Genomic DNA, 20561 nt, shown 5'->3' with positions numbered 1-20561 from the left:
CTGACTATGAACGCCCTACAGCTGCCTATGCTACAACTAAAAGTTGAAAATCTCAGTAAAACCTTTGTGTTACACCACCAGCACGGTATTCGCCTGCCGGTGCTGCATCAAACTTCATTGGAAGTTGGCAGTGGTGAGTGTGTGGTGCTGCACGGCCATTCCGGCAGCGGAAAATCCACTCTTCTGCGCTCTTTATATGCCAATTACTTACCCGACAGCGGCCATATCTGGGTGAAACATCAGGGAGAATGGCTGGATATGGTGAGCGCGCAAGCCCGGCAAATTATGGCGGTGCGCCGTCATACGGTGGGCTGGGTCAGTCAATTCTTGCGGGTGATCCCACGAATCAGTGCATTAAATGTGGTGATGCAACCCCTGCTGGAATTGGGCGTTGATCGGCAAATCTGCCAACAGCGGGCGCAGGATCTGTTGACGCGACTTAATGTGCCACCGCGCTTGTGGGATCTGGCCCCCTCTACCTTCTCCGGCGGCGAACAACAGCGGGTTAATATCGCGCGAGGGTTTATTGTCGATTATCCCATTTTGCTGCTGGATGAGCCGACGGCTTCACTCGATAGCACCAACAGCGCCGCAGTGGTCAGCCTGATTGATGAAGCCAAGCAGCGCGGAGCCGCAATTGTCGGTATTTTCCACGATGAAAAAGTACGCAATCATGTCAGTGACCGCTTACTGACCATGACACCGCCCCCCTCTCACGTCAGCACAGAGATCCCATCATGATCTTCAACAACGTCAATCTTATTCTTGAGGATCAGGTGGTCAGCGGATCACTGGAAATCCACCAAGGGGTGATCCGCAGTTATCGTGATCGTCCGACGCAACTTTCAGCAGCAATTGATGGACAAAATAGCTGGTTGTTGCCGGGGTTGATCGAGCTGCATACCGATAATCTCGACAAGTTTTTCACCCCACGCCCCAATGTGGATTGGCCAGCACATTCGGCAATGAGTAGCCACGATGCGCTAATGGTTGCCTGCGGGATAACTACCGTGTTGGATGCCGTGGCTGTTGGTGATGTGCGGGATGGCGGCCATCGGCTGGATAATCTGCAAAAAATGATTAACGCCGTGGTCGAGAGCCAGCGGTCAGGATTGAATCGAGCCGAGCATCGAATTCATTTGCGCTGTGAATTACCCCATGACAGCACCTTGCCACTGTTTGAAGAACTGATGATGCAGCCAGAGCTTTCATTGGTATCTCTGATGGATCACTCACCGGGCCAGCGCCAGTTCGCTTCACGCGCCAAGTACCGTGAATATTATCAGGGGAAATATCACCTTAACGATCAGCAAATGGCAGAGTTTGAAGAAGAGCAAATCAGCCTATCCGCCCGCTGGTCGGGGCAGAATCGACAGGCCATTGCCGCTCATTGTCGTCAGCGGGGAATTGCTCTGGCCAGCCATGATGATGCCACTGCTGAACATGTGGCGGAATCACAGGCATTGGGTAGCGTCATTGCTGAATTCCCCACCACCGAAGTGGCGGCCAGAGCCTCACATCAGCATGGGTTACAGGTATTGATGGGCGCACCCAATATTGTGCGCGGCGGCTCCCATTCAGGCAATGTCGCCGCGCACCAACTGGCATCACTGGGCGTGTTGGATATCTTATCTTCCGATTATTACCCCGCCAGCCTGCTGGATGCCGCATTCCGTATCGCGCATGACGAGAGCAACAGCTTCACCTTAGCGCAAGCGGTCAATCTGGTGACACGTAACCCGGCCAGAGCTTTAGGGCTAGCGGATCGCGGCGTGATTGCCGAAGGTAAGCGAGCTGATTTGATATTGGCGCGCACCCATGAGGGTTCGCACAATCAGCATGTGTATGTACAAAACGTCTGGCGGCAGGGAATACAGGTATTCTGATGGCGCGCTTAATCTATCTGATGGGTGCTTCCGGTGCCGGCAAGGATTGCCTGCTGTCCGCGCTACGAGTGGCCATGCCCACCAACGTTATGGTAGCGCATCGTTATATTACCCGCGAAGCCAATGCGGGGGCTGAAAATCATATCGCATTGAGTGAACAGGAGTTTTTATTGCGCGCCAAACAGGGGCTGTTTGCGCTGTTTTGGCAGGCACATCAGCATCATTATGGGGTAGGAATTGAGATTGATATCTGGCTACAACACGGGTTGGATGTGGTGGTCAATGGCTCCCGAGCCTATTTACCCCAAGCCCAGCAGCGCTATCACCACCAATTACTGCCACTGTGTCTGACCGTTTCGCCGGCAATTTTGGCTCAGCGCTTACTGCAACGTGGGCGTGAAGACAGTGAGCAAATCAAGGCGCGTTTACAACGGGCGCAACATTATCAACAGCAACTGCCGGTTAACTGCCAGCTACTTTGTAATGATGGCGAATTGCACCACACGCTGGGGCAATTACAGCAATTGCTGGCAACGCCCCCCACAACACAGCAGGAGGGGAATCAAAAATGGAACTAACATTGTTAGGAACCGGATGCGCCCAACAGGTGCCGGTGTTTGGTTGTCAGTGTGTGATTTGTACCAAAGCCAGATTACAACCCGCGCTGCGCCGTCAATCTTGCAGTGCAATGTTGCGTTATCAGGGGGAAACGACCTTGATTGATGCCGGGTTACCAGCACTGGAGCAACTGTTTGCTGGAGGGCAAATTCAGCGTTTTTTGCTTACACATTACCACATGGATCACGTTCAGGGGTTATTTCCGTTACGTTGGGGGTGTGGAAATGCGATCCCGGTGTACGGGCCGCCAGATCCTGATGGCTGTGACGATCTGTATAAGCATCCGGGAATATTGGCTTTTCAGCCGCCACTCAGCGCATTTCACCCGATTCAATTTGGCGATTTACGGGTTACGCCAGTGCCCCTCAATCACTCAAAAATCACCTTCGGCTACCTGCTGCAAAGCCCTAACCGAACTATCGCCTATCTCACCGACACCATTGGTTTGCCCGCCGATAGCGCGCTATTTTTAGCCAGTAAGAATATTGATTTATTGGTACAAGATTGCAGCCATCCGCCACATCATCTTTCCCCACACCGTCCGCCGCCACGTAATCATAATGATGTGACAATGGCCCTCGCTATCAGTGAGTTACTAAAACCGGCAGCCACATTGCTGACCCACATCAGCCATCAGTTGGATAGCTGGGCGCTCGACAACACACTGCCCGACGGCGTCACCATCGCGCAGGATAATCAGATAATTAGCTTATTATGATTAATGCTGCTGCATCTGTGCGGATGACAGAATTGTCACACCTGCATGTGGAGGAGCAAAAGCCTGATCAAGCAGCGCTTGTGCCACATCTTTGGCTTTAATTAAGCGCCATTTATCAGGTAATAAGGCAAACAACGGCGCGCTAAGACTTTCCATCAAGCGCGGTTTAGTACGTTGACCGGCCAGCATGGAAGGTCGGGCGAAAGTGAGTTGTGGCCAGCCCTGAGTTTGTAAATCTCGCTCTGCCTCGCCTTTGGTGCGGTTATAGAATAGCCACGAGTTCGGGTTAGCGCCCATCGCGCTTACTAGCAGGAAATGCCGCGCGCCAAGCCGCAAACCGGTTTCACCCGCAGCCAACACTAGCCGATAATCCACCTGACGAAATGCCGCCTGACTGCCCGCTTGCTGGCGAGTCGTACCCAAGCAGCAAAACACCAAATCCACCGGCTCATCCAGAGTTTTTAGTAACTCGCCGATATTCTCGCCTTGCGGATTAATCAGTTTATTCATGGCTGGCAACGGCTTGCGGGTTGGCGCAATAATAGAGGTTACGCGGGCATCCAAACGCAGCAAGCGCAGTAACTCGCCCCCCACCAGACCACTTGCCCCCAGTAATAATACCTTCGCCATCTGACCTCCTGATAAAAACACTAGCGCCACCCCAACATGGAGATAATCATCAAATCAATTGATATGAATAATACATACCAGAAACACAATACCCTAAATAATTCACATAACAGGAAGGTGATCGCTGGGAGGTAAGCCGTTGGGTCGACAAGTATTCAATGGGGCCGTCAACAACATCCCCCTATATATGGCCTGATAACGGTCATTAAGTAACAAACCTAATGCAGCGCGGCAAGCGGCAGTCAGCCATATCAGTGTAATCACCACATATATCTTACAGTCATAGCGGTATGCGCGCTGTGTTATGTGGAATACTGGTAAATAAGTTTTTTAATTGCGACAGACAGTTAGGAAAAGACAAAGTCTATAAGATGTTGATAGTGACCATAGATATATAAATTCCCCCTACCTTTTAACATGATAGATAATAATAAACCTTTGCAGAATATATTAAATTTATTCGTACATTTTAAAAATGACAAACAAAAAAAATCCCATTAATAAACACGCTGGCTATAAATCATTCTGTTAATATTTAATTTAATAAATCAAAGCCTCATGATGACATGAGGCTTTCTAATATTCATTATAGATATAGTGAAATTTATCATGACCCATTATAGAAAACCATAATAGAAAATAAAATATTTGCTCACTATATTTTACTCGTGCATTGGAGTTTTAAATTCAATTATGGCCTCCCCTTTTTAATACTCCACTTTCCGTCTTTGGTATAAGTAACCGTTGCTGCAAATCCTGAGAAATCAGATAGATTAACGATTTGAGCACTATTTGATACCGTAGAATAATCGGCCAGTTGATTACTTGAATATTCACCCGTCGTTACAAAGAATGTTAATTTTGGCGCAATTGCGACTGTTTTAGCAGGCCGAGCTTCCCAAGTCATACCTACAAATCCATTTTCAGTCAGTATGCCAAATGTTTGACTTGGATACCATGAATTTTGAATAACTCTATCAGGATCAAATGAGTTATCCGTATAATTTATCTCATCTTTATTTGCCACACCATCCGCTTTATCAAGGTCTGGGGCTTGATGTTCAGGCCCATCATAAAAGGTTGCTTTCCAAACATCCTGGATATTTACATCCTTTAATTGCGAAGTTGCAACCTTCACGTTTAGCCCAACAGCATTATTTGACGATTTCGCCCCGAGCTTATACTGAATAGGAATACCAAAGGTCGCTTCTGGGGATGAGCCGGAAGCTATTGTTAGATTGGCAGCTGAGTTTGCATATATAGTAGAGCCGACAGCTAATTTATCGGGTTTATCAAGGAATAACCAAAATGTTTCTGTATTAGCAGACTCACTGACGATATATATCGTGTATAAATCTCCTTGTAATTGGCTCATCGAGTACTCTAAGGGATTCTTGACTACTGCACATGAGAGAATATCAACTTGTTTACAAGACTCACTCGATGATGTTGCTAACGATTTTTTGTTAAGCCATGAGTTAAATAACGTTTTAAAATCATCAGCAGCATTAACACAATCACTTTCAATACCAAATCCGAACTCTATTGAGTCACCATTAACTTTTGGTAAATAAAATTTAAAGCGTGTTGTGCATGTCACCATTTTATTTTTAACTAAATCAGCACTTTCTTTAGAATCGAATGTTGCTTTGGCCGAGCCTTTTTTAGGTTCTGAATTCATGATAGTTACCTTAAATAGAATAGAGTTGAACTCGATATTTAATCAAGTCGTAAGATATTACTATATTGAAATATATATTTTGTGGGACAATAAATATGGGGGTTTTATGCCCACCTAATATTTATAGATGTGAATCATAAGAAGTGTTACTGCTTTTTTTGTTTATTAACAAAATGTGATATATATCACTTAAATATGAAATTAATTACATACCTTACAAATAAATGAGTATCTGATTGATTTACAACACTATATAAAATCGTGTTATGTGACAAATTTCATATCTTATTAATCTTAGGCTACTTTAATTTGCAGAAAATCTGATATTAATACCATTCACAGTAAATATTATGTTAACAAATAATTATATATATTAATAATTGAGTTGCTAATTGATAGAGATCTATCTACGTTTGTATTGTGTAAATCAACTGACAATATAAATATTCTAAGTATTTTTAACGACAAACTCCCTACAGGCGAAACGCATGGCAAAAAACAGTAGATCACTGAGACTCAAGACGAGACCAGTACAATTTCTTGCCAAAACCAAGGGTATTATTGGTCATCTTGATTTCCAGCAAATTGAGCTGCCAGAGGGGGGCGGATACGACTTTAGCTACCGGGAAACGGCGGCAATAGTGCTGACGGGCGATGTGTTCTGCGTCATCCTTTAATTCGGTTATTTCACCGCGATATTGAATGCCTTTTATCAATGCTACCGTGCGTGGCTGGGTAGCAATTGTGCCGACCACCTGCGGGTTTATCTGCATCAGCTCGCCGTGACGGGTGTGCTTTTCTGTCATCAGATAAAGCGCCATTTTCGCTTCATCAAAAACATAAAAACAGTTGGCACACCACATATCCATACCGCTGCCAGCACACAGCGTCAGGACATGTTGCTGGCGCAGGAAGCGGGTAATGGCGATCAGGTCATCAGGGTTATTCACATCACTCATTGTTCACATCACTTTCCAGCTGAAAAACAGCCTTGAGTGTACATCAACTTTAGCTTGATTAACCTTGACCCGACTAACTTTGCCACATCAGACGGTCGCGTGATGTCAGGGTGTCAGCCGGAAGAGTCGCGAGTACCGCCTGATAGCGTTGCGCCTCTTTTGGATAACCGCGCGCCGCCTGTAATAACAGCCGCAATGCACTGTCATAGTCGATTCCTCGCAAATCGCGGTAAGGCCATAATTCAGGTTCAGCAATAAATGGCAGCAAATAATCAATCCCTTGCTGCACATTGCGCCCATCCTGTACCCACTCCCAGCGGTCAATTTCAACATGTTCGCCATAACGGCACAGCAGCAAATGCGCCTCCATATTGAATAGGGAGTAATGGAAAGGCACGGTGCGCTCCAGTTCCATCCACTGCTTACCGTCTTGCGCTATTTGTGCCGCCAGTCGCTGGGTAATTCCCTGGCGGATAATGGTGGAAACCAATCCGCGATCACCATAGAACATCGCATTGGCTGCGCGCTGGACGTCATACCAAGTGCCGTGGTTGTTGTGCCAGACATACTCTGAATGACCCACTTCGCTGTGGAACATCCAGTGATTAAAATCGCGGAACCACTGCTGCAACACCGCAGTGTCCTCGGTATCCAGCAACTTGGCGGGTAATATCAACCCGATGGTATCAATCACCATCCACATCAATCGGGTATCAATTAACCCCGTGCCACGGCCAGAGACAATGCCGGGGATAGCTTGGCCATAATTCAGGTGCGGGTTCATGCGGGTTTTGGCATCCAAAAACCAGCAACGGATCTGTTCTGCCGCCACCTGAGCATAGCGGCTATTACCGGTAAAATAGTATGCCAGCCCGAGAGTTAGGCAGCGGTCACACATCCGCTCAATGCGCTGAGTATCGGTATCGTCATTCTGGCTCTGTGGATTGGTATGCCCATCGCGGCGCACATAGGGCAATCCATTGGGCTTACGCGGATTCGGCCACCAGTAAGTGCCAAAACTGTAATAATCGTGAATGTCACCACTGACGGGAAGTAGCGTTTTGTGTGTCACACTTTCCGGCGGTTGATCGCGCAATGCATCTGCTTCACTTAATAACCGGCGCAAGGCCGGTTGTAATGGTGAAAATGGCTGCTGCAATACCGCTTTCGCCTTGATCAGGCAATCCACATCTAACGTGTACAGTTTCATCGGTGTCGCAGACGTTTTTATTGGCGTCATGGGCATTGCTTCCTTTATGCGGCCTGACAGGTAACCCGCACACCAGTGGCGGCATCAAAAATGTGGATACCGGCGAGCTTGGGTTGTAAATACACCGTCTCCCCTGCATTCACTGCCAGACGCTGTTTGAAGACCGAGGTAAAGCGCCCCCCGCCGGTGCTACAAAATAGCTGCATATCCGAGCCGGTATTTTCAATCGCGGTAATGGTCGCTTTCAGTGCACTGGCACTGTGGCTTTCATCCACCACATTGACCTGTTCCGGGCGAATGGCATACACCACATTTTGCCCATCCGTCACTTGCAAACCGGCAGGCAATGTCAGCAAAGAGCCATCTTCCAGCCGCAGCAGGAATTCATCGCCTTGTTCTGTAGTCTTTCCAGTGTTGAGTACTACAGTGCCTTTCAGTTGATTGATCTCCGGCGATCCAATAAAACCGGCCACAAACAGATTGGCAGGGCGATCATAAAGATCCAGTGGTGAACCCACTTGTTCAATACGGCCGTCGCGCAATACCACGATCATCTGCCCCATTGTCATAGCTTCAATCTGATCATGAGTGACATACACTGACGTGGTTTTTAGCCGCTGATGCAATTCACGGATCTCGCCACGCACCTGAGTTCGCAATTTGGCATCCAGGTTCGACAAAGGCTCGTCGAACAAGAACACTTGTGGGTTACGCACGATGGCGCGCCCCATAGCAACCCGCTGGCGCTGACCACCGGACAAATCTTTCGGTAGCCGCTCCAACAATGCTTGTAAACCCAGTAACTCGGCGGTGGACTCCACTTTTTGATTGATATCGGCTTTGGACATTTTGGCCATTTTCAATGCAAAACCCATGTTCTCGCGCACCGTCATCTGCGGATAAAGAGCATAACTTTGGAACACCATAGCAATGTCGCGCATCTTGGGTTCAACATCAGTGACATCTCTATCATTGATGCCCACCGTGCCGCCAGAGATCTCCTCCAACCCAGCAATCATGCGCAGTAAGGTAGACTTTCCGCAGCCACTTGGGCCAACCAACACACAAAACTCACCATCAGGGATCTCCAGCGATACATCGCGGATCACATGGGTGTCACCGTAAGATTTACAGACATTTTTAAGTACAACCGATCCCATTTTGTTTCTCCCTAGCCTTTAACCGCGCCAGACATGATCCCGCGATTGAAATGTTTTTGCAGACCCAGATACACGATGATGCTTGGCAACATCGCCAACAGAGTGATGGCAATAAAGATGTTTGGTGTGATGGTTTCGTCAGTACGTAATGTGCCGAGGATCACCGGAATAGTGTTCAAACTGTCCTGATTCACCACAATCAGTGGCAACAGGTATTGGTCCCAAATCATGATAAAGCCGAAGGTCACCACCGTGCCCAATGCCGGTTTGACCAGCGGCAGGATGACGTGGAAGAAGATTTGCCATTCGCTGGCACCATCAATACGCGCTGCTTCTTCCAGCTCTTTCGGGATAGCCGCCATAAACTCGGTCAACACGAAGATAGAGAAAGCCCAGCCCACCACCGGCAAGATCATGCCCAGATAGCTGTTGTATAGCGAAGCATCGATAAGCGGCAGTCGCCAGTTGATTATCATATACAGCGGAATGGCGATCACTTCTTCCGGCAGCATCATGGTCGACAGAATAACCAGGCTGGTCAGCGAGACGCCGACAAACTTTTTACGCGCCAGCGCATAGGCAGCTAGCGCACTGACCGATACCTGTAACACAGTGCCGAAGAACACCACGACGATGGAGTTCAACAGGTATTGCCAGACGCCAATATCCATCCAGGCGAAGATAAAGTTATCCCACGAGAACTGATTGGGCCAGGCCAACAACTCACCAGGTTTGACCGGCGCGCCGCTGAATGCGGTGGCGATAATACCCCAGTACGGGCCGACAAATACCACCAGCAACAGGCCATAAATTATCCAGCGGCCGATACTGTTCCAACTTTTACTTTTCATTACCAGTCTCCGGCTCGGTTAGTAACGGGCGATGCGCTTTTTCAAGGTGAGATGACATATGGTCAGCACCACAGTGAAAGCGAATAACAGGAAGGACACCGCTGATGCATACCCATAATCAAACTGTTCGAAACCCAGCTTGTAGATATGCGTCATGATCATTTCTGTCGCGTTAGACGGGCCACCGCCTGTGGTGGCATAGACTTCAGCAAATACTCGGAAACCACGGATGAATGACAGCATCAGCACCACAGAAAGTGCGGGGATCATGCCGGGCAAAGTGACGTAACGCAGGCGGTTCCACCAGTTAGCGCCGTCCACATTCGAGGCGTCATACAAATCACGGCTAATCCCCACCAGACCGGCAATAAAGATAACCATGTTGTAAGGCACGGCTTTCCAGATATGCAACAACATCACGGTCCACAGCGCCTGGTCGGTATCTGCCAGAAAACCCTGCGCTTCAATGCTGAACCACGACAAAATGTGGTTCACCACCCCATTACTGGTCGGGTTAAACAGAATTCGCCACATTTCGGCGACGATCGCCGCACTGGTCACTGCGGGCAAGAAGATAGCGGTACGGATAAAACGCAAATGCCGTGCCGGGCCTTCCAATAGCATGGCTAAAAAGAAGGCGATAAAAGCGGCCACCACCATGGTGACCACCACATATAACAGGGTGTTGAAAACCGCAGAATGCAGTGCTTCATCACCCATCGCGCGGGAAAAGTTGTCAAACCCGACCCACTCATTTGGCTGGTTAAAGTTAACCTTGTAAAAACTCATCACCAGCCCTTGCAGCATCGGGATGAATTTAAACCAGGTGAAGATGACCAGTGCCGGGGCCAGGAACAGCCACGGAACCAGATTACGTTTTAGTCGGGGGGTTAGCGTTATCATGATTTACTCACTGCCCTAAGACATTCTGTTTAGCCAACTCATCATTCACTTTCTGATTCACTACTTTTAATTCAGCAGGGATATCACCTTCACAGTTGGCTAAGATGCGGTTGAAACCTTCAGCAGTCACCTGGCGAATCGGCGTCCAGTTAGGGACTTGCGGAATATAGCGGCCATGCTCGGCGTACAAATCAGCAAACATTGCCCAACGCGGATCGTTATAAACCGCTTTAGTATCAACCAGTTTATTAATGGATAAGCGCACTACTGGCATATTATTGCTGCCCATTCCCATACCGATTTGTTGCCCTTCCGGTGAAATCATGAATTCTATGAATTTCTGAGCGGCTGCTTTTTTCTGGCTGCTTTTCATCATAAATACCGTGGTACCTTCAGCCAGTGTTGCCTGCCCTTTGGGCCCTTGTGGCGGCGGGATCACTTCAAAAGTATCTTTGCCGGGGTCTTTATCAAATAGAGCAATATGGTATGGGCCGGTGACGAACATGCCACTTTGGCCGGAGCGGAAGGAAGGAATGGCATCTGCGGTGGTGGCGTTAATTGCCCCCGGCTGTACTGTTTTGTCGCATACCATGCCGCGTATGAAACTCAGAGTTTCAACCGCTGCGGGTTCTTCCAGTGAGCCTTTAAATTTGCCCTCACCGGCTGGGCGAATGAAATCCCCTCCGGCTTGCCACAGATAGGAACTGATAAACCAGCTGGCGTAACCACGGGTGGTAGAGGCGGGCAAAATAAAGCCGTAAGTGTCATTTTTACCATTACCATCGGGATCATTGAAGGTAAAGGCTTTAGCCAGCGTACTGATATCTTCCCAGCTTTTGGGTCGCTCTAATCCCAGTTTTTCGCGCCAATCTTTACGGATAAACAAAGCAAAGGTTTGTGCTGAGGTGGGTACGCCGTAATATTTGCCATCAATATACTGGGCACTCTCCCAAGCGGTATCTATGATATCTGCCCCGCCAATGATATTTTTCGGTTCAATTGGCTCAACAATCCCCAATTGGACAAACTGCCCGATAGCCGCCGCATCATTGAAAATCAAGTCTGGCAGCGCGTTTCCTGCTGCGGCTCGTGCCAGGCGCTGTTCAAAATCGGTAGTGGCATTGAAATATTCGATTTTGATGCCGGTTTTCTTCTCAAAAGTTTCGGCTTCTGTCTTATAAATATTTTTGGAATCATTACTGGCACGTATCCATACCTGCAATGTTTCTGCTGCGTGGAGAGACGGAATCCCTACGGCTAAATAAGTTAACAACAGCAAAGATTTTATTTTTACTTTTGACATTATCATTTTTGTCTTCATCTCAGCGTCCTCGTTGAAATCTAATTTTTATGAATTTACCCAGAATTTAAATAACAGAACAAAATCACGAAACACTCGACAACATTAGAACTCAGAGGAAAACAAAAAACTACACCACAAAAAACAAAACTTAATTCCATTTTGAATTTTCTGCTTAAGATCACACTTGAAAAATGACACAAAATAGATAGTTAATTAAATTAACCCTTAAAAACAAAAATATAAAATCTTCATTTTAAAAATTAAAAAAATCACGAGATTATTTAAATTGCCTAAAAAACGTCTAAAATAGAGATTTAATTTGATACCAATCACAATTTAAATCATTTATTCACAGATAATTTATAAGATGGATCTGGATCACAAAAGTCCAGAAACTTTACCCTAAAATTCAAATCCATCTGAAATGGAACAGTGTTCTTTTTATTGAAGTAACACTAACACAGTTAATAACCTTGTTTTTATTAGGTGAAAAAATCTATTCATTAAAAATGAATTAATTAATTACATTAACCAAAATATTTTATTTTCAATCCTGTAAATCATAAAAAATAAGGAAAGTGATGATGAAAATGTTGGCTGAAAAAAATCTATTAATGGCTATTCTTCTGGGATCCTCGCCATTTATTTACGCTGCGCAAAGCCAGCCATTATTATTAAAAATGGATGATATTAACTACAGCATTGAACAAATTAAGCAGAACAACCCACTATATGAAAAATCCTATAAAAATCTGATAACTAAGGCTGATAAGGCGCTAAAAAAACCGCTCTATTCTGTCATGGATAAAAGCCTGCTAGCCGCCAGTGGCGACAAGCACGACTATTACAGCTTCCCACCTTATTGGTGGCCAGACCCAAGCAAGAAAGACGGTATGCCTTATTTGCGCAAAGATGGCGAAACAAATCCTGCTGCCAACAGTGATGCGACAGATAAAAAACGCATGAACAACTTCAGTGAAGATGTCTATTATCTGGCACTGGCTTATAGCTTTACCGGCAAACCGGAGTATGCCGACAAAGCACGCGAACAATTGGTCAACTGGTTCGTCAATCCCAACACCCGAATGAACCCAAATCTCCAATATGCTCAAGCTATTCCAGGAATCAATGAAGGCCGAGGTATTGGTCTGATCGATAGCCGGGCACTGGTAGACGTGATAGATGCGGTTGAATTGATAAGGCCCGCCAATGTGCTCACTGAGGCCGACTATCAAGCCATCAAACTTTGGTACAAAGATTTTTACCAATGGATGACCACCAGCCAGAATGGTTTCGAAGAGGATAATTGGCACAATAACCACGGCACCTATTTTGATATGCAGGCCGCCTCTTTTGCGCTATTCAGTGACCAAAAAGCCGCAGCGCAAAAGCGCCTGGAAATCACTCAACTACGCCGAATTCCATCACATTTTGATATCCAGGGCCGTCAGAATGCTGAACTGGAGCGTACCCGCCCATGGCATTACAGCAATTTCCATCTGGAAGCCTACAACAAGTTGGGTCGACTGGGAGAGGTTGCCAATAAAGATATCTGGAACTTTAGCCTTGATGAACACAGTTTGAAAAAAGGCTATCAATATGTGGCGGGCTTTATCAACAGCGACCAAGTTTGGCCGTACAAAGATTTGGACGGAGCGCAGGATAAAAAAGCACTGGTTAATATGATAACCGCCGCCCGTGCCTACCCAGCTGACCCTGATTTCCAACAAAAAGCACAATACCTAATGGCCAAATACCCGGATGCCGTTGAAATATTGCTCTACCCGATAACACAGCCCCTAATCGCCAAAAAATAAGTACCGCGAGGACACATCAGATATGAAGCAGTTTACGGACAGGCAGATGGCTAAAATCCGCCAGCGCGTTATGCAACAACAGGGAAATAGCGTGCAGCAGTCCGAGATTATTGCCACGCTGATTGAAGATAATCAGGTGGTTTTGGGCTCAGACACACTAGTCCCTGCCACCGGTATCGCCACCTGGAATCATTACTATTATTGCCCCGATCACGGTGTGAAGTTAGTGTGGGATCGCTATTCACCGACGCAACACCGTTGCCCGATAGACTCTCATTTGTTTAACGGAGAACCCTATGATGGTGCCTGGTGGCGAGCGCTTAACGGCTTAAATGCCAAAGCCTGCAACCAGCTCGGTTTGCTGTGGCAACTCACTGGCGAAATACGCTACTTCGAAAAGGTGCGGGATATTTTGATAGATTATGCCCGCTACTATCCCGACTATGAAGTGCACGGCGGTATCCCTTACAACGGGCCGGGCAAAGCCAATGCACAAACCTTGTGTGAGGCCAATTGTCTGCTCGATTTTGCATTGGGTTATGATTTTATTGCCGAGGCGCTCAGTCAGGAACAACGCGACTGTATCGCTGGGCGCTTATTGCGCGAGGGCGCTGAGTTCCTGATGCAGCACCGCACCCGTCAGTTGCATAACCATGAAGTGAAAATTAGCAGCGCTATCGCGGTGATCGGCCTGATCCTCGCAGAGGAACTCTATGTTGAGTTTGCCGTCAATGCTGAGTATGGCCTGCGTTATCAGCTAGAGCATGGGTTGTTCAATGAAGGGTTCTGGTTTGAAGGCTCAGTGCATTATCACTTTTATGCATTGCAAGGCTTCTGGTCATTTGAAAAACTGGCCGCCGGGAGCCGTTACAGTCTGCTGGCGTTACCTTATTACCGCGATATGCTCAGTTTCCCTTTAAAATTACTGATGCCCGATGGCACATTCCCTCGCATCAATGATTGCACTGCAGGTCAGGAGCAGCTTAATCATGCCCATTTGTATGAGTTTGCCTTTAAAACCTATGGTAATGATGAATATGCCGCCGCCCTGCACCATATTTATCGCCAGGAACCGCGTTTGAATTTGGATGCGCTGCTGTACGGCGTTGAAGAATTGCCACCACCAATGATTGATGTCATTCCAACAGATACGCTGCATGCACCAGATTGTGGATTGACCATTCTTCGCCAACCGCAATCTGGCCGCGCTTTGCTGGTAAAACACAGTCCATACGGGGGTGAACATGACCATTATGATCGGCTGAATCTCATTCTGTTTGAGCAAGGGCAAGAGGTTCTACCGGATTTAGGCACTACCGGTTATGGCGCGCAACTGCATTATGGTTACTACAAAAATAGTGCCACCCACAATACGCTCAGTATTAATCAGAAAAATCAGCCGCCCGCTGTGCCAGTTATTCATCACTGGTATCAATCCGCAAACTTTAGTTGGTTAGATACCGAGGTCGATTGGAGCCAAAAAGCCCCCATGCTGGACAGTCATACCCGAGTCCAATGGGATAGCGAGGCTTACCGTGATGTCAAATTTCGCCGCCGTATTTTATGGTTAGAAGATGCGATTATCGATATCAGTAGTATCGTCAATCCACATCAACAACAGTGGGACTGGACACTGCATATCGACGGGTCGGTCATTGAATCGGTAGGTGAAAGTACGACCTTCTGCGCTAGTGGGCCAATGCAATATTTACATCAAGTTACGGCCCAACCACTGAATGGCGTGATTCAGTGCCGCTATCAAACAGCCGCTGGCCCGCTAACACTGTGGCTCGCCGCGGATGCCACTCTGTTTCAAGGGTTGGCACCAGCCAATCCGTCAGTGCGTGATATCAGTTATCTGATTTTGCGTGCTCACCAACCCGAATCACTAGTCACCTGCGTGTTTGATATGAATAACCAAGACCCGTTATTGGATGTTCAGGTAGACAATGATGGCAAGACATTATTCATCAAATTGACTCGTCAACAGCAGGTTATACAGGTAAAAATTCCCTTTACCGCCAGTGACCTACCGTTATTCAGTTAAATTCCTCCTCACAGGGGCAGCTTTTGCCCCTGTGTTGCCACATTTATCTCTAACGACAATAAGATGACAAGCATAACCTTCCTTATTATAGGGATTTAGACGAGCAACAGCCTGATAACGTGATTTAGCTAACATTTACTGCATATGCTTAATTTGAATTTATATGCAATATTTCCGTATAAATTTGGATGTAACAAATAATTTTGGCTTAACAAATAAAATACAATTTCAATTAAGAACCCGCTCTCATTGCTAATATCGCATAATAATAGCTCTGACAATGTATCTGCCGTGTTAAATATAACCTTACTGTTTTGCATAATACCCAGTACAGTTTTGAATATATAACGTTTAAAGTGAATAAAATTAGCTATTTATTCATTTTTTAGTCAAAAGGCATTTAGAAATCGGACAAAAACATGACATTCGTCACAGAATGAATAAGTGTTATGACTAAAATAGCCGTCATCAGTTCGTTTTTAGAAAATCTTGTTTAAAACGACATCCTTGTTTAAAACCGGAAATTTGTTTAAAAAAAACAGAGACCTTACACAAATGGAAAATAACAACAAGAAAATGGCGCATATAAGGCGGACAACGCATTTGATGATGCCGGCGCACCGTAGTTATTTTAATTTTTCTTATTACCATTATAGATAATATCCCTCCTGCGATGACATCCGCTTTTTATTGGATAGTCATTGTCTATGCACAATTTTTAACAACAACGAAAATCTCTTGATATCTTTTCGTTATGTTAACTATTGTCTGCTTTCTCCGAAAAGACTAACACGCAGTAATATTTCAACGCCTAATAGATTGTTGCTAATTACAACTCAATTTCTATTGGCTTGGTGTTTAAGTCTTTCAGCAGAAACATAGCTATCCTGTAAAAATTAGATGTCACCTTTGTCATTAATGCTAAATGACATGAGGATCACTGCGCCTTAAATTCTGTCTTTTTTATGTAAAGACAAGGAATGGTATAAAGGCAACGTGTTGCGCAGAAAAGCAGACTTACTTATTAATGAGTTTTAATTCATTGATACGGGCTGCTATACACAAAATTTATTAAACGACTAAATCCAACTTGCAAAAATGTTGGACGGGTTCATATACCCTAAATAAAATAAGAGAGAAAAATAAATGAAAAAATTAAATATCGCGGCGAGTACATCTGCCATGCCTTGTTTTGAATCACAGCGCGAAGTTGTAGATGTTTTACACACCGACTTTACTGATGTAGCTGCTGTGGTACTCTCTGTTCAAGACATTAATAATGGTGTCATTGAAAGCATTCATTCATTAGGTCTGGATATTCCGATTTTTGCGGCTGTTTGTTGTGAAGAAGAACTGAATACCGATGTATTACCGTCTTTAAATGGGGTATTTGAACTGTGCGGTGACAATACTGATTTTTACGGTAAACAACTGGAATCCGCAGCTGAAAAATATGAAAAAGAGTTGCTACCTCCGTTCTTCAGTACATTAAAAAAATATGTTGAAATGGGGAATTCTACTTTTGCCTGTCCGGGACACCAAGGTGGTCAGTTCTTCCGTAAACATCCGGCTGGACGTCAATTCTTTGACTTCTACGGTGAAACTATTTTCCGTTCTGATATGTGTAATGCTGACGTCAAATTAGGCGATTTGCTTATTCATGAAGGCGCACCTTGTGATGCGCAAAAACATGCTGCAAAAGTATTTAACGCCGATAAAACCTATTTCGTACTGAACGGGACATCAGCTTCTAACAAAGTCGCCACCAATGCCCTATTAGCCCGTGGTGATCTGGTACTGTTTGACCGTAATAACCATAAATCCAACCACCACGGCGCACTGATTCAAGCAGGAGCTACACCGGTTTATCTGGAAACTGCCCGTAACCCGTTTGGCTTTATCGGTGGTATTGATGCTCATTGTTTTGAAGAGAAATACCTGCGTGAACAAATCCGTAGCGTAGCCCCGGAACGTGCCAACGAAGCACGCCCATTCCGCCTGGCGATTATCCAATTAGGCACTTATGACGGCACTATTTATAACGCTCGTCAGGTTGTGGATAAAATCGGCCATCTTTGCGACTATATTCTGTTCGACTCAGCTTGGGTCGGTTATGAGCAGTTTATTCCTATGATGAAAGATTGCTCACCATTATTACTTGAACTGAATGAAAACGATCCAGGTATTATCGTTACGCAATCAGTACATAAACAACAAGCCGGTTTCTCGCAAACCTCACAAATTCATAAGAAAGATAAACACATTAAAGGCCAGGATCGTTATTGTAATCATAAACGTTTTAATAATGCCTTTATGTTGCACGCTTCCACCAGCCCATTCTATCCATTATTCGCAGCATTAGATGTTAATGCGAAAATGCATGAAGGGAAAAGTGGTCAGCGCATGTGGTTAGATTGTGTGAAGACCGGTATTGAAGCCCGTAAAATGATCTTAAATACCTGTAATATGATTAAACCTTTTGTGCCGGTAGAGGTTGATGGTAAACCTTGGCAAGAATATGACACCGAGGCTATGGCTCAAGATTTACGCTTCTTTAATTTCATTCCCGGTGAAAAATGGCATGCTTTTGAAGGTTATGAAGCATCACAATACTTTGTCGACCCGTGTAAATTGTTATTAACCACACCAGGCATTGATACTAATACCGGTGAATATACCGCCTCAGGTATTCCGGCTACTATTCTGGCTAACTTCCTGCGTGAAAATGGCATCGTGCCAGAAAAATGCGATCTGAACTCCATTCTGTTCTTATTAACGCCAGCTGAAGACTTAGCGAAAATGCAACATCTGGTGGCGCAAATTGCTCGCTTTGAACGTTTCATTGAAGAAGATGCATTGCTGAGTGATGTATTACCAACAGTTTATCGTAATAACGAAACTCGTTATAAAGGTTATACCATCGGTAAATTATGTCAGGAAATGCATGACCTTTATGTCAGCTACGATGTTAAACAGCTGCAAAAAGAAATGTTCCGCAAACAATATTTCCCTAAAGTCATGATGAATCCTCAGGATGCCAATATTGAATTCGTTCGTGGACATGCTGAATTAGTTCCACTGTGTAAAGCAGAAGGCCGAATTGCCGCTGAAGGCGCACTTCCTTACCCACCGGGAGTATTGTGTGTTGTCCCTGGTGAAGTTTGGGGTGGTGCTGCTCAACGTTATTTCCTGGCACTTGAAGAAAGTATTAATTTATTGCCAGGCTTTGCGCCTGAATTACAAGGTGTTTATTTACAAGTCGATGAAGACGGATGGAACCGCGCATACGGCTATATGATGAAAAACAAGTAAAAAAGAAGACTTCTATTATACAACACCAATAACTCAAACCTGCGGGAGTTAATTATTCCCGCAGTCTCTGAAATTTAAAAAGAGATAATAAAAATGAGTAAAACAAATAATAAGATGGGAGTAGTACAGTTAACTATTCTGACTGCCGTCAATATGATGGGATCAGGCATAATTATGCTGCCAACCAAACTCGCCGAAGTTGGGACGATTTCTATCGTTTCATGGTTAGTCACCGCCGTCGGTTCCATGGCGCTGGCTTATGCATTTGCCCAGTGCGGGATGTTCAGCCGTAAATCGGGTGGGATGGGCGGTTATGCAGAATACGCTTTCGGTAAATCCGGCAACTTCATGGCCAACTATACCTATGGTGCATCTCTATTGATTGCCAATATCGCTATTGCCATATCGGCGGTCGGGTACGGAACTGAATTACTGGGGGCCACCTTAACGCCACTGGGTATTTGTATCGCGACTATCGGCGTACTGTGGTTGGCAACGGTGGCTAACTTCGGCGGCGCACGAATTACCGGGCAGATCAGTAGTGTCACTATCTGGGGGGTGATTATTCCGGTAGTGGGGATTTCAATTATTGGTTGGTTCTGGTTTAGCGGCTCCGCTTACGCGGCGGCATGGAACCCACATGGCGTACCTACTTTTGAAGCTATCGGTTCCTCCATTTCGATGACATTATGGGCTTTCCTCGGGCTGGAATCTGCCTGTGCCAATACCGACGCCGTAGAAAACCCTGAACGTAACGTCCCGATTGCCGTATTGGGCGGGACTTTAGGTGCAGCGGTTATCTATATTATTTCGACCAACGTCATCGCCGGTATTGTCCCTAATATGGACTTGGCGAACTCAACAGCGCCATTTGGCCTGGCATTCGCTTATATGTTTACCCCAGCTGTGGGTAAAATCATCATGGCATTGATGATTATGTCTTGTGTGGGTTCATTGCTCGGCTGGCAGTTCACCATCGCTCAGGTATTTAAATCCTCTGCCGATGAAGGTTTCTTCCCGAAAATCTTCTCTAAAGTCAGTAAAGCTGATGCGCCAATCAAAGGGATGCTGACTATTGTTGTCATCCAGAGTGTCTTGTCACTAATGACCATTAGCCCATCATTGAATAAACAATTCAATGTGCTGGTCAATCTGGCAGTTGTAACCAATATCATCCCTTATATTCTGTCGATGGCAGCGTTGGTGATTATTCAGAAAACCGCCAATGTTCCACCTGCAAAAGCGCGCAAAGCCAATATCATTGCCTTTATCGGTGCGATGTATAGCTTCTATGCGCTTTATAGTTCAGGCCAGGAAGCCATGACTTGGGGGGCGATTGTCACCTTCCTCGGTTGGACACTGTACGGTTTGGTTTCACCACGCTTTGAATTTGCAGCAAAGACTAAATAAATAATCGAATGGTTCATATTGAGCCAAATAGAACCAATTTAAACTGATCAGGTGCC

17 protein-coding genes are annotated in these 20561 nt (G+C 45.7%); 9 read left to right on the top strand and 8 right to left on the bottom strand.

Features of this window, described 5'->3' with window-relative positions:
* Positions 1-6 precede the first annotated feature (6 nt).
* The 4 genes from phnL to phnP are packed head-to-tail and all read left to right on the top strand — an operon-like array spanning position 7 to position 3222.
* Positions 7-741, top strand: coding sequence for a phosphonate C-P lyase system protein PhnL (phnL, locus tag FGL26_RS18445; RefSeq protein WP_005175324.1), 735 nt, complete (start codon positions 7-9; stop codon positions 739-741).
* Positions 738-1886: an alpha-D-ribose 1-methylphosphonate 5-triphosphate diphosphatase gene (phnM, locus tag FGL26_RS18440; RefSeq protein ID WP_005175326.1), complete on the top strand. Its 1149-nt coding sequence runs from the start codon at positions 738-740 to the stop codon at positions 1884-1886. The genes phnL and phnM overlap by 4 nt, the downstream gene beginning before the upstream one ends.
* Positions 1886-2464 carry a ribose 1,5-bisphosphokinase gene (gene phnN / locus FGL26_RS18435; protein ID WP_005175328.1) on the top strand — a complete coding sequence of 193 codons (579 nt, stop codon included), beginning with the start codon at positions 1886-1888 and terminating at the stop codon, positions 2462-2464. Before phnM ends, phnN begins: the two co-directional genes overlap by 1 nt.
* A complete protein-coding gene (gene phnP, locus FGL26_RS18430) occupies positions 2455-3222 on the top strand; it encodes a phosphonate metabolism protein PhnP (protein ID WP_005175330.1) in 768 nt (255 codons plus the stop codon). The genes phnN and phnP overlap by 10 nt, the downstream gene beginning before the upstream one ends.
* Here phnP and FGL26_RS18425 read toward each other — a convergent pair whose 3' ends face one another.
* The 8 genes from FGL26_RS18425 to FGL26_RS18390 form a co-directional block, all read right to left on the bottom strand.
* Complete coding sequence (locus FGL26_RS18425) at positions 3223-3852, bottom strand: Rossmann-fold NAD(P)-binding domain-containing protein (RefSeq protein ID WP_005175332.1); 630 nt, start codon at positions 3850-3852, stop codon at positions 3223-3225.
* Between the two features lie 691 nt (positions 3853-4543).
* On the bottom strand, positions 4544-5533 hold the full coding sequence (locus FGL26_RS18420; protein WP_005175334.1) for a hypothetical protein: 990 nt from the start codon (positions 5531-5533) through the stop codon (positions 4544-4546).
* Positions 5534-6039: 506 nt separating this feature from the next.
* On the bottom strand, positions 6040-6492 hold the full coding sequence (locus tag FGL26_RS18415; protein WP_032903258.1) for a YhbP family protein: 453 nt from the start codon (positions 6490-6492) through the stop codon (positions 6040-6042).
* 73 nt (positions 6493-6565) lie between these two features.
* A complete protein-coding gene (locus FGL26_RS18410) occupies positions 6566-7732 on the bottom strand; it encodes an alginate lyase family protein (protein WP_005175339.1) in 1167 nt (388 codons plus the stop codon).
* A gap of 14 nt (positions 7733-7746) precedes the next feature.
* The gene (locus FGL26_RS18405) at positions 7747-8862 is read right to left on the bottom strand and encodes an ABC transporter ATP-binding protein (RefSeq protein ID WP_005156237.1); all 1116 of its coding nucleotides are present in this window, start codon (positions 8860-8862) and stop codon (positions 7747-7749) included.
* A gap of 11 nt (positions 8863-8873) precedes the next feature.
* Positions 8874-9713 (bottom strand): carbohydrate ABC transporter permease, encoded by an 840-nt coding sequence (locus FGL26_RS18400; RefSeq protein ID WP_005156238.1) that lies wholly within the window; start codon positions 9711-9713, stop codon positions 8874-8876.
* 18 nt (positions 9714-9731) lie between these two features.
* Positions 9732-10616 (bottom strand): carbohydrate ABC transporter permease, encoded by an 885-nt coding sequence (locus FGL26_RS18395; protein ID WP_005156239.1) that lies wholly within the window; start codon positions 10614-10616, stop codon positions 9732-9734.
* A 7-nt stretch (positions 10617-10623) separates the two neighbouring features.
* Positions 10624-11937, bottom strand: coding sequence for an ABC transporter substrate-binding protein (locus tag FGL26_RS18390; RefSeq protein WP_005175341.1), 1314 nt, complete (start codon positions 11935-11937; stop codon positions 10624-10626).
* Positions 11938-12503: 566 nt separating this feature from the next.
* On the opposite strand from FGL26_RS18390, the gene FGL26_RS18385 reads away from it, so the two are divergent.
* The 5 genes from FGL26_RS18385 (at position 12504) to potE (ending at position 20505) form a co-directional block, all read left to right on the top strand.
* Positions 12504-13736, top strand: a complete 1233-nt coding sequence (locus FGL26_RS18385) for an alginate lyase family protein (RefSeq protein ID WP_138060279.1) — start codon at positions 12504-12506, stop codon at positions 13734-13736.
* A gap of 22 nt (positions 13737-13758) precedes the next feature.
* The gene (locus FGL26_RS18380; protein WP_005175345.1) at positions 13759-15783 is read left to right on the top strand and encodes a heparinase II/III domain-containing protein; all 2025 of its coding nucleotides are present in this window, start codon (positions 13759-13761) and stop codon (positions 15781-15783) included.
* A 555-nt stretch (positions 15784-16338) separates the two neighbouring features.
* Positions 16339-16443, top strand: coding sequence for a leader peptide SpeFL (gene speFL, locus FGL26_RS21875; protein WP_105877053.1), 105 nt, complete (start codon positions 16339-16341; stop codon positions 16441-16443).
* 486 nt (positions 16444-16929) lie between these two features.
* Complete coding sequence (gene speF, locus FGL26_RS18370) at positions 16930-19095, top strand: ornithine decarboxylase SpeF (protein WP_005175347.1); 2166 nt, start codon at positions 16930-16932, stop codon at positions 19093-19095.
* Between the two features lie 93 nt (positions 19096-19188).
* A complete protein-coding gene (potE, locus tag FGL26_RS18365; protein ID WP_005175349.1) occupies positions 19189-20505 on the top strand; it encodes a putrescine-ornithine antiporter in 1317 nt (438 codons plus the stop codon).
* Positions 20506-20561 lie beyond the last annotated feature (56 nt).

This window comes from Yersinia enterocolitica subsp. enterocolitica (genome assembly GCF_901472495.1).
Classification (GTDB): domain Bacteria; phylum Pseudomonadota; class Gammaproteobacteria; order Enterobacterales; family Enterobacteriaceae; genus Yersinia; species Yersinia enterocolitica.
This window is presented reverse-complemented; position numbering and strand designations above follow the sequence as displayed.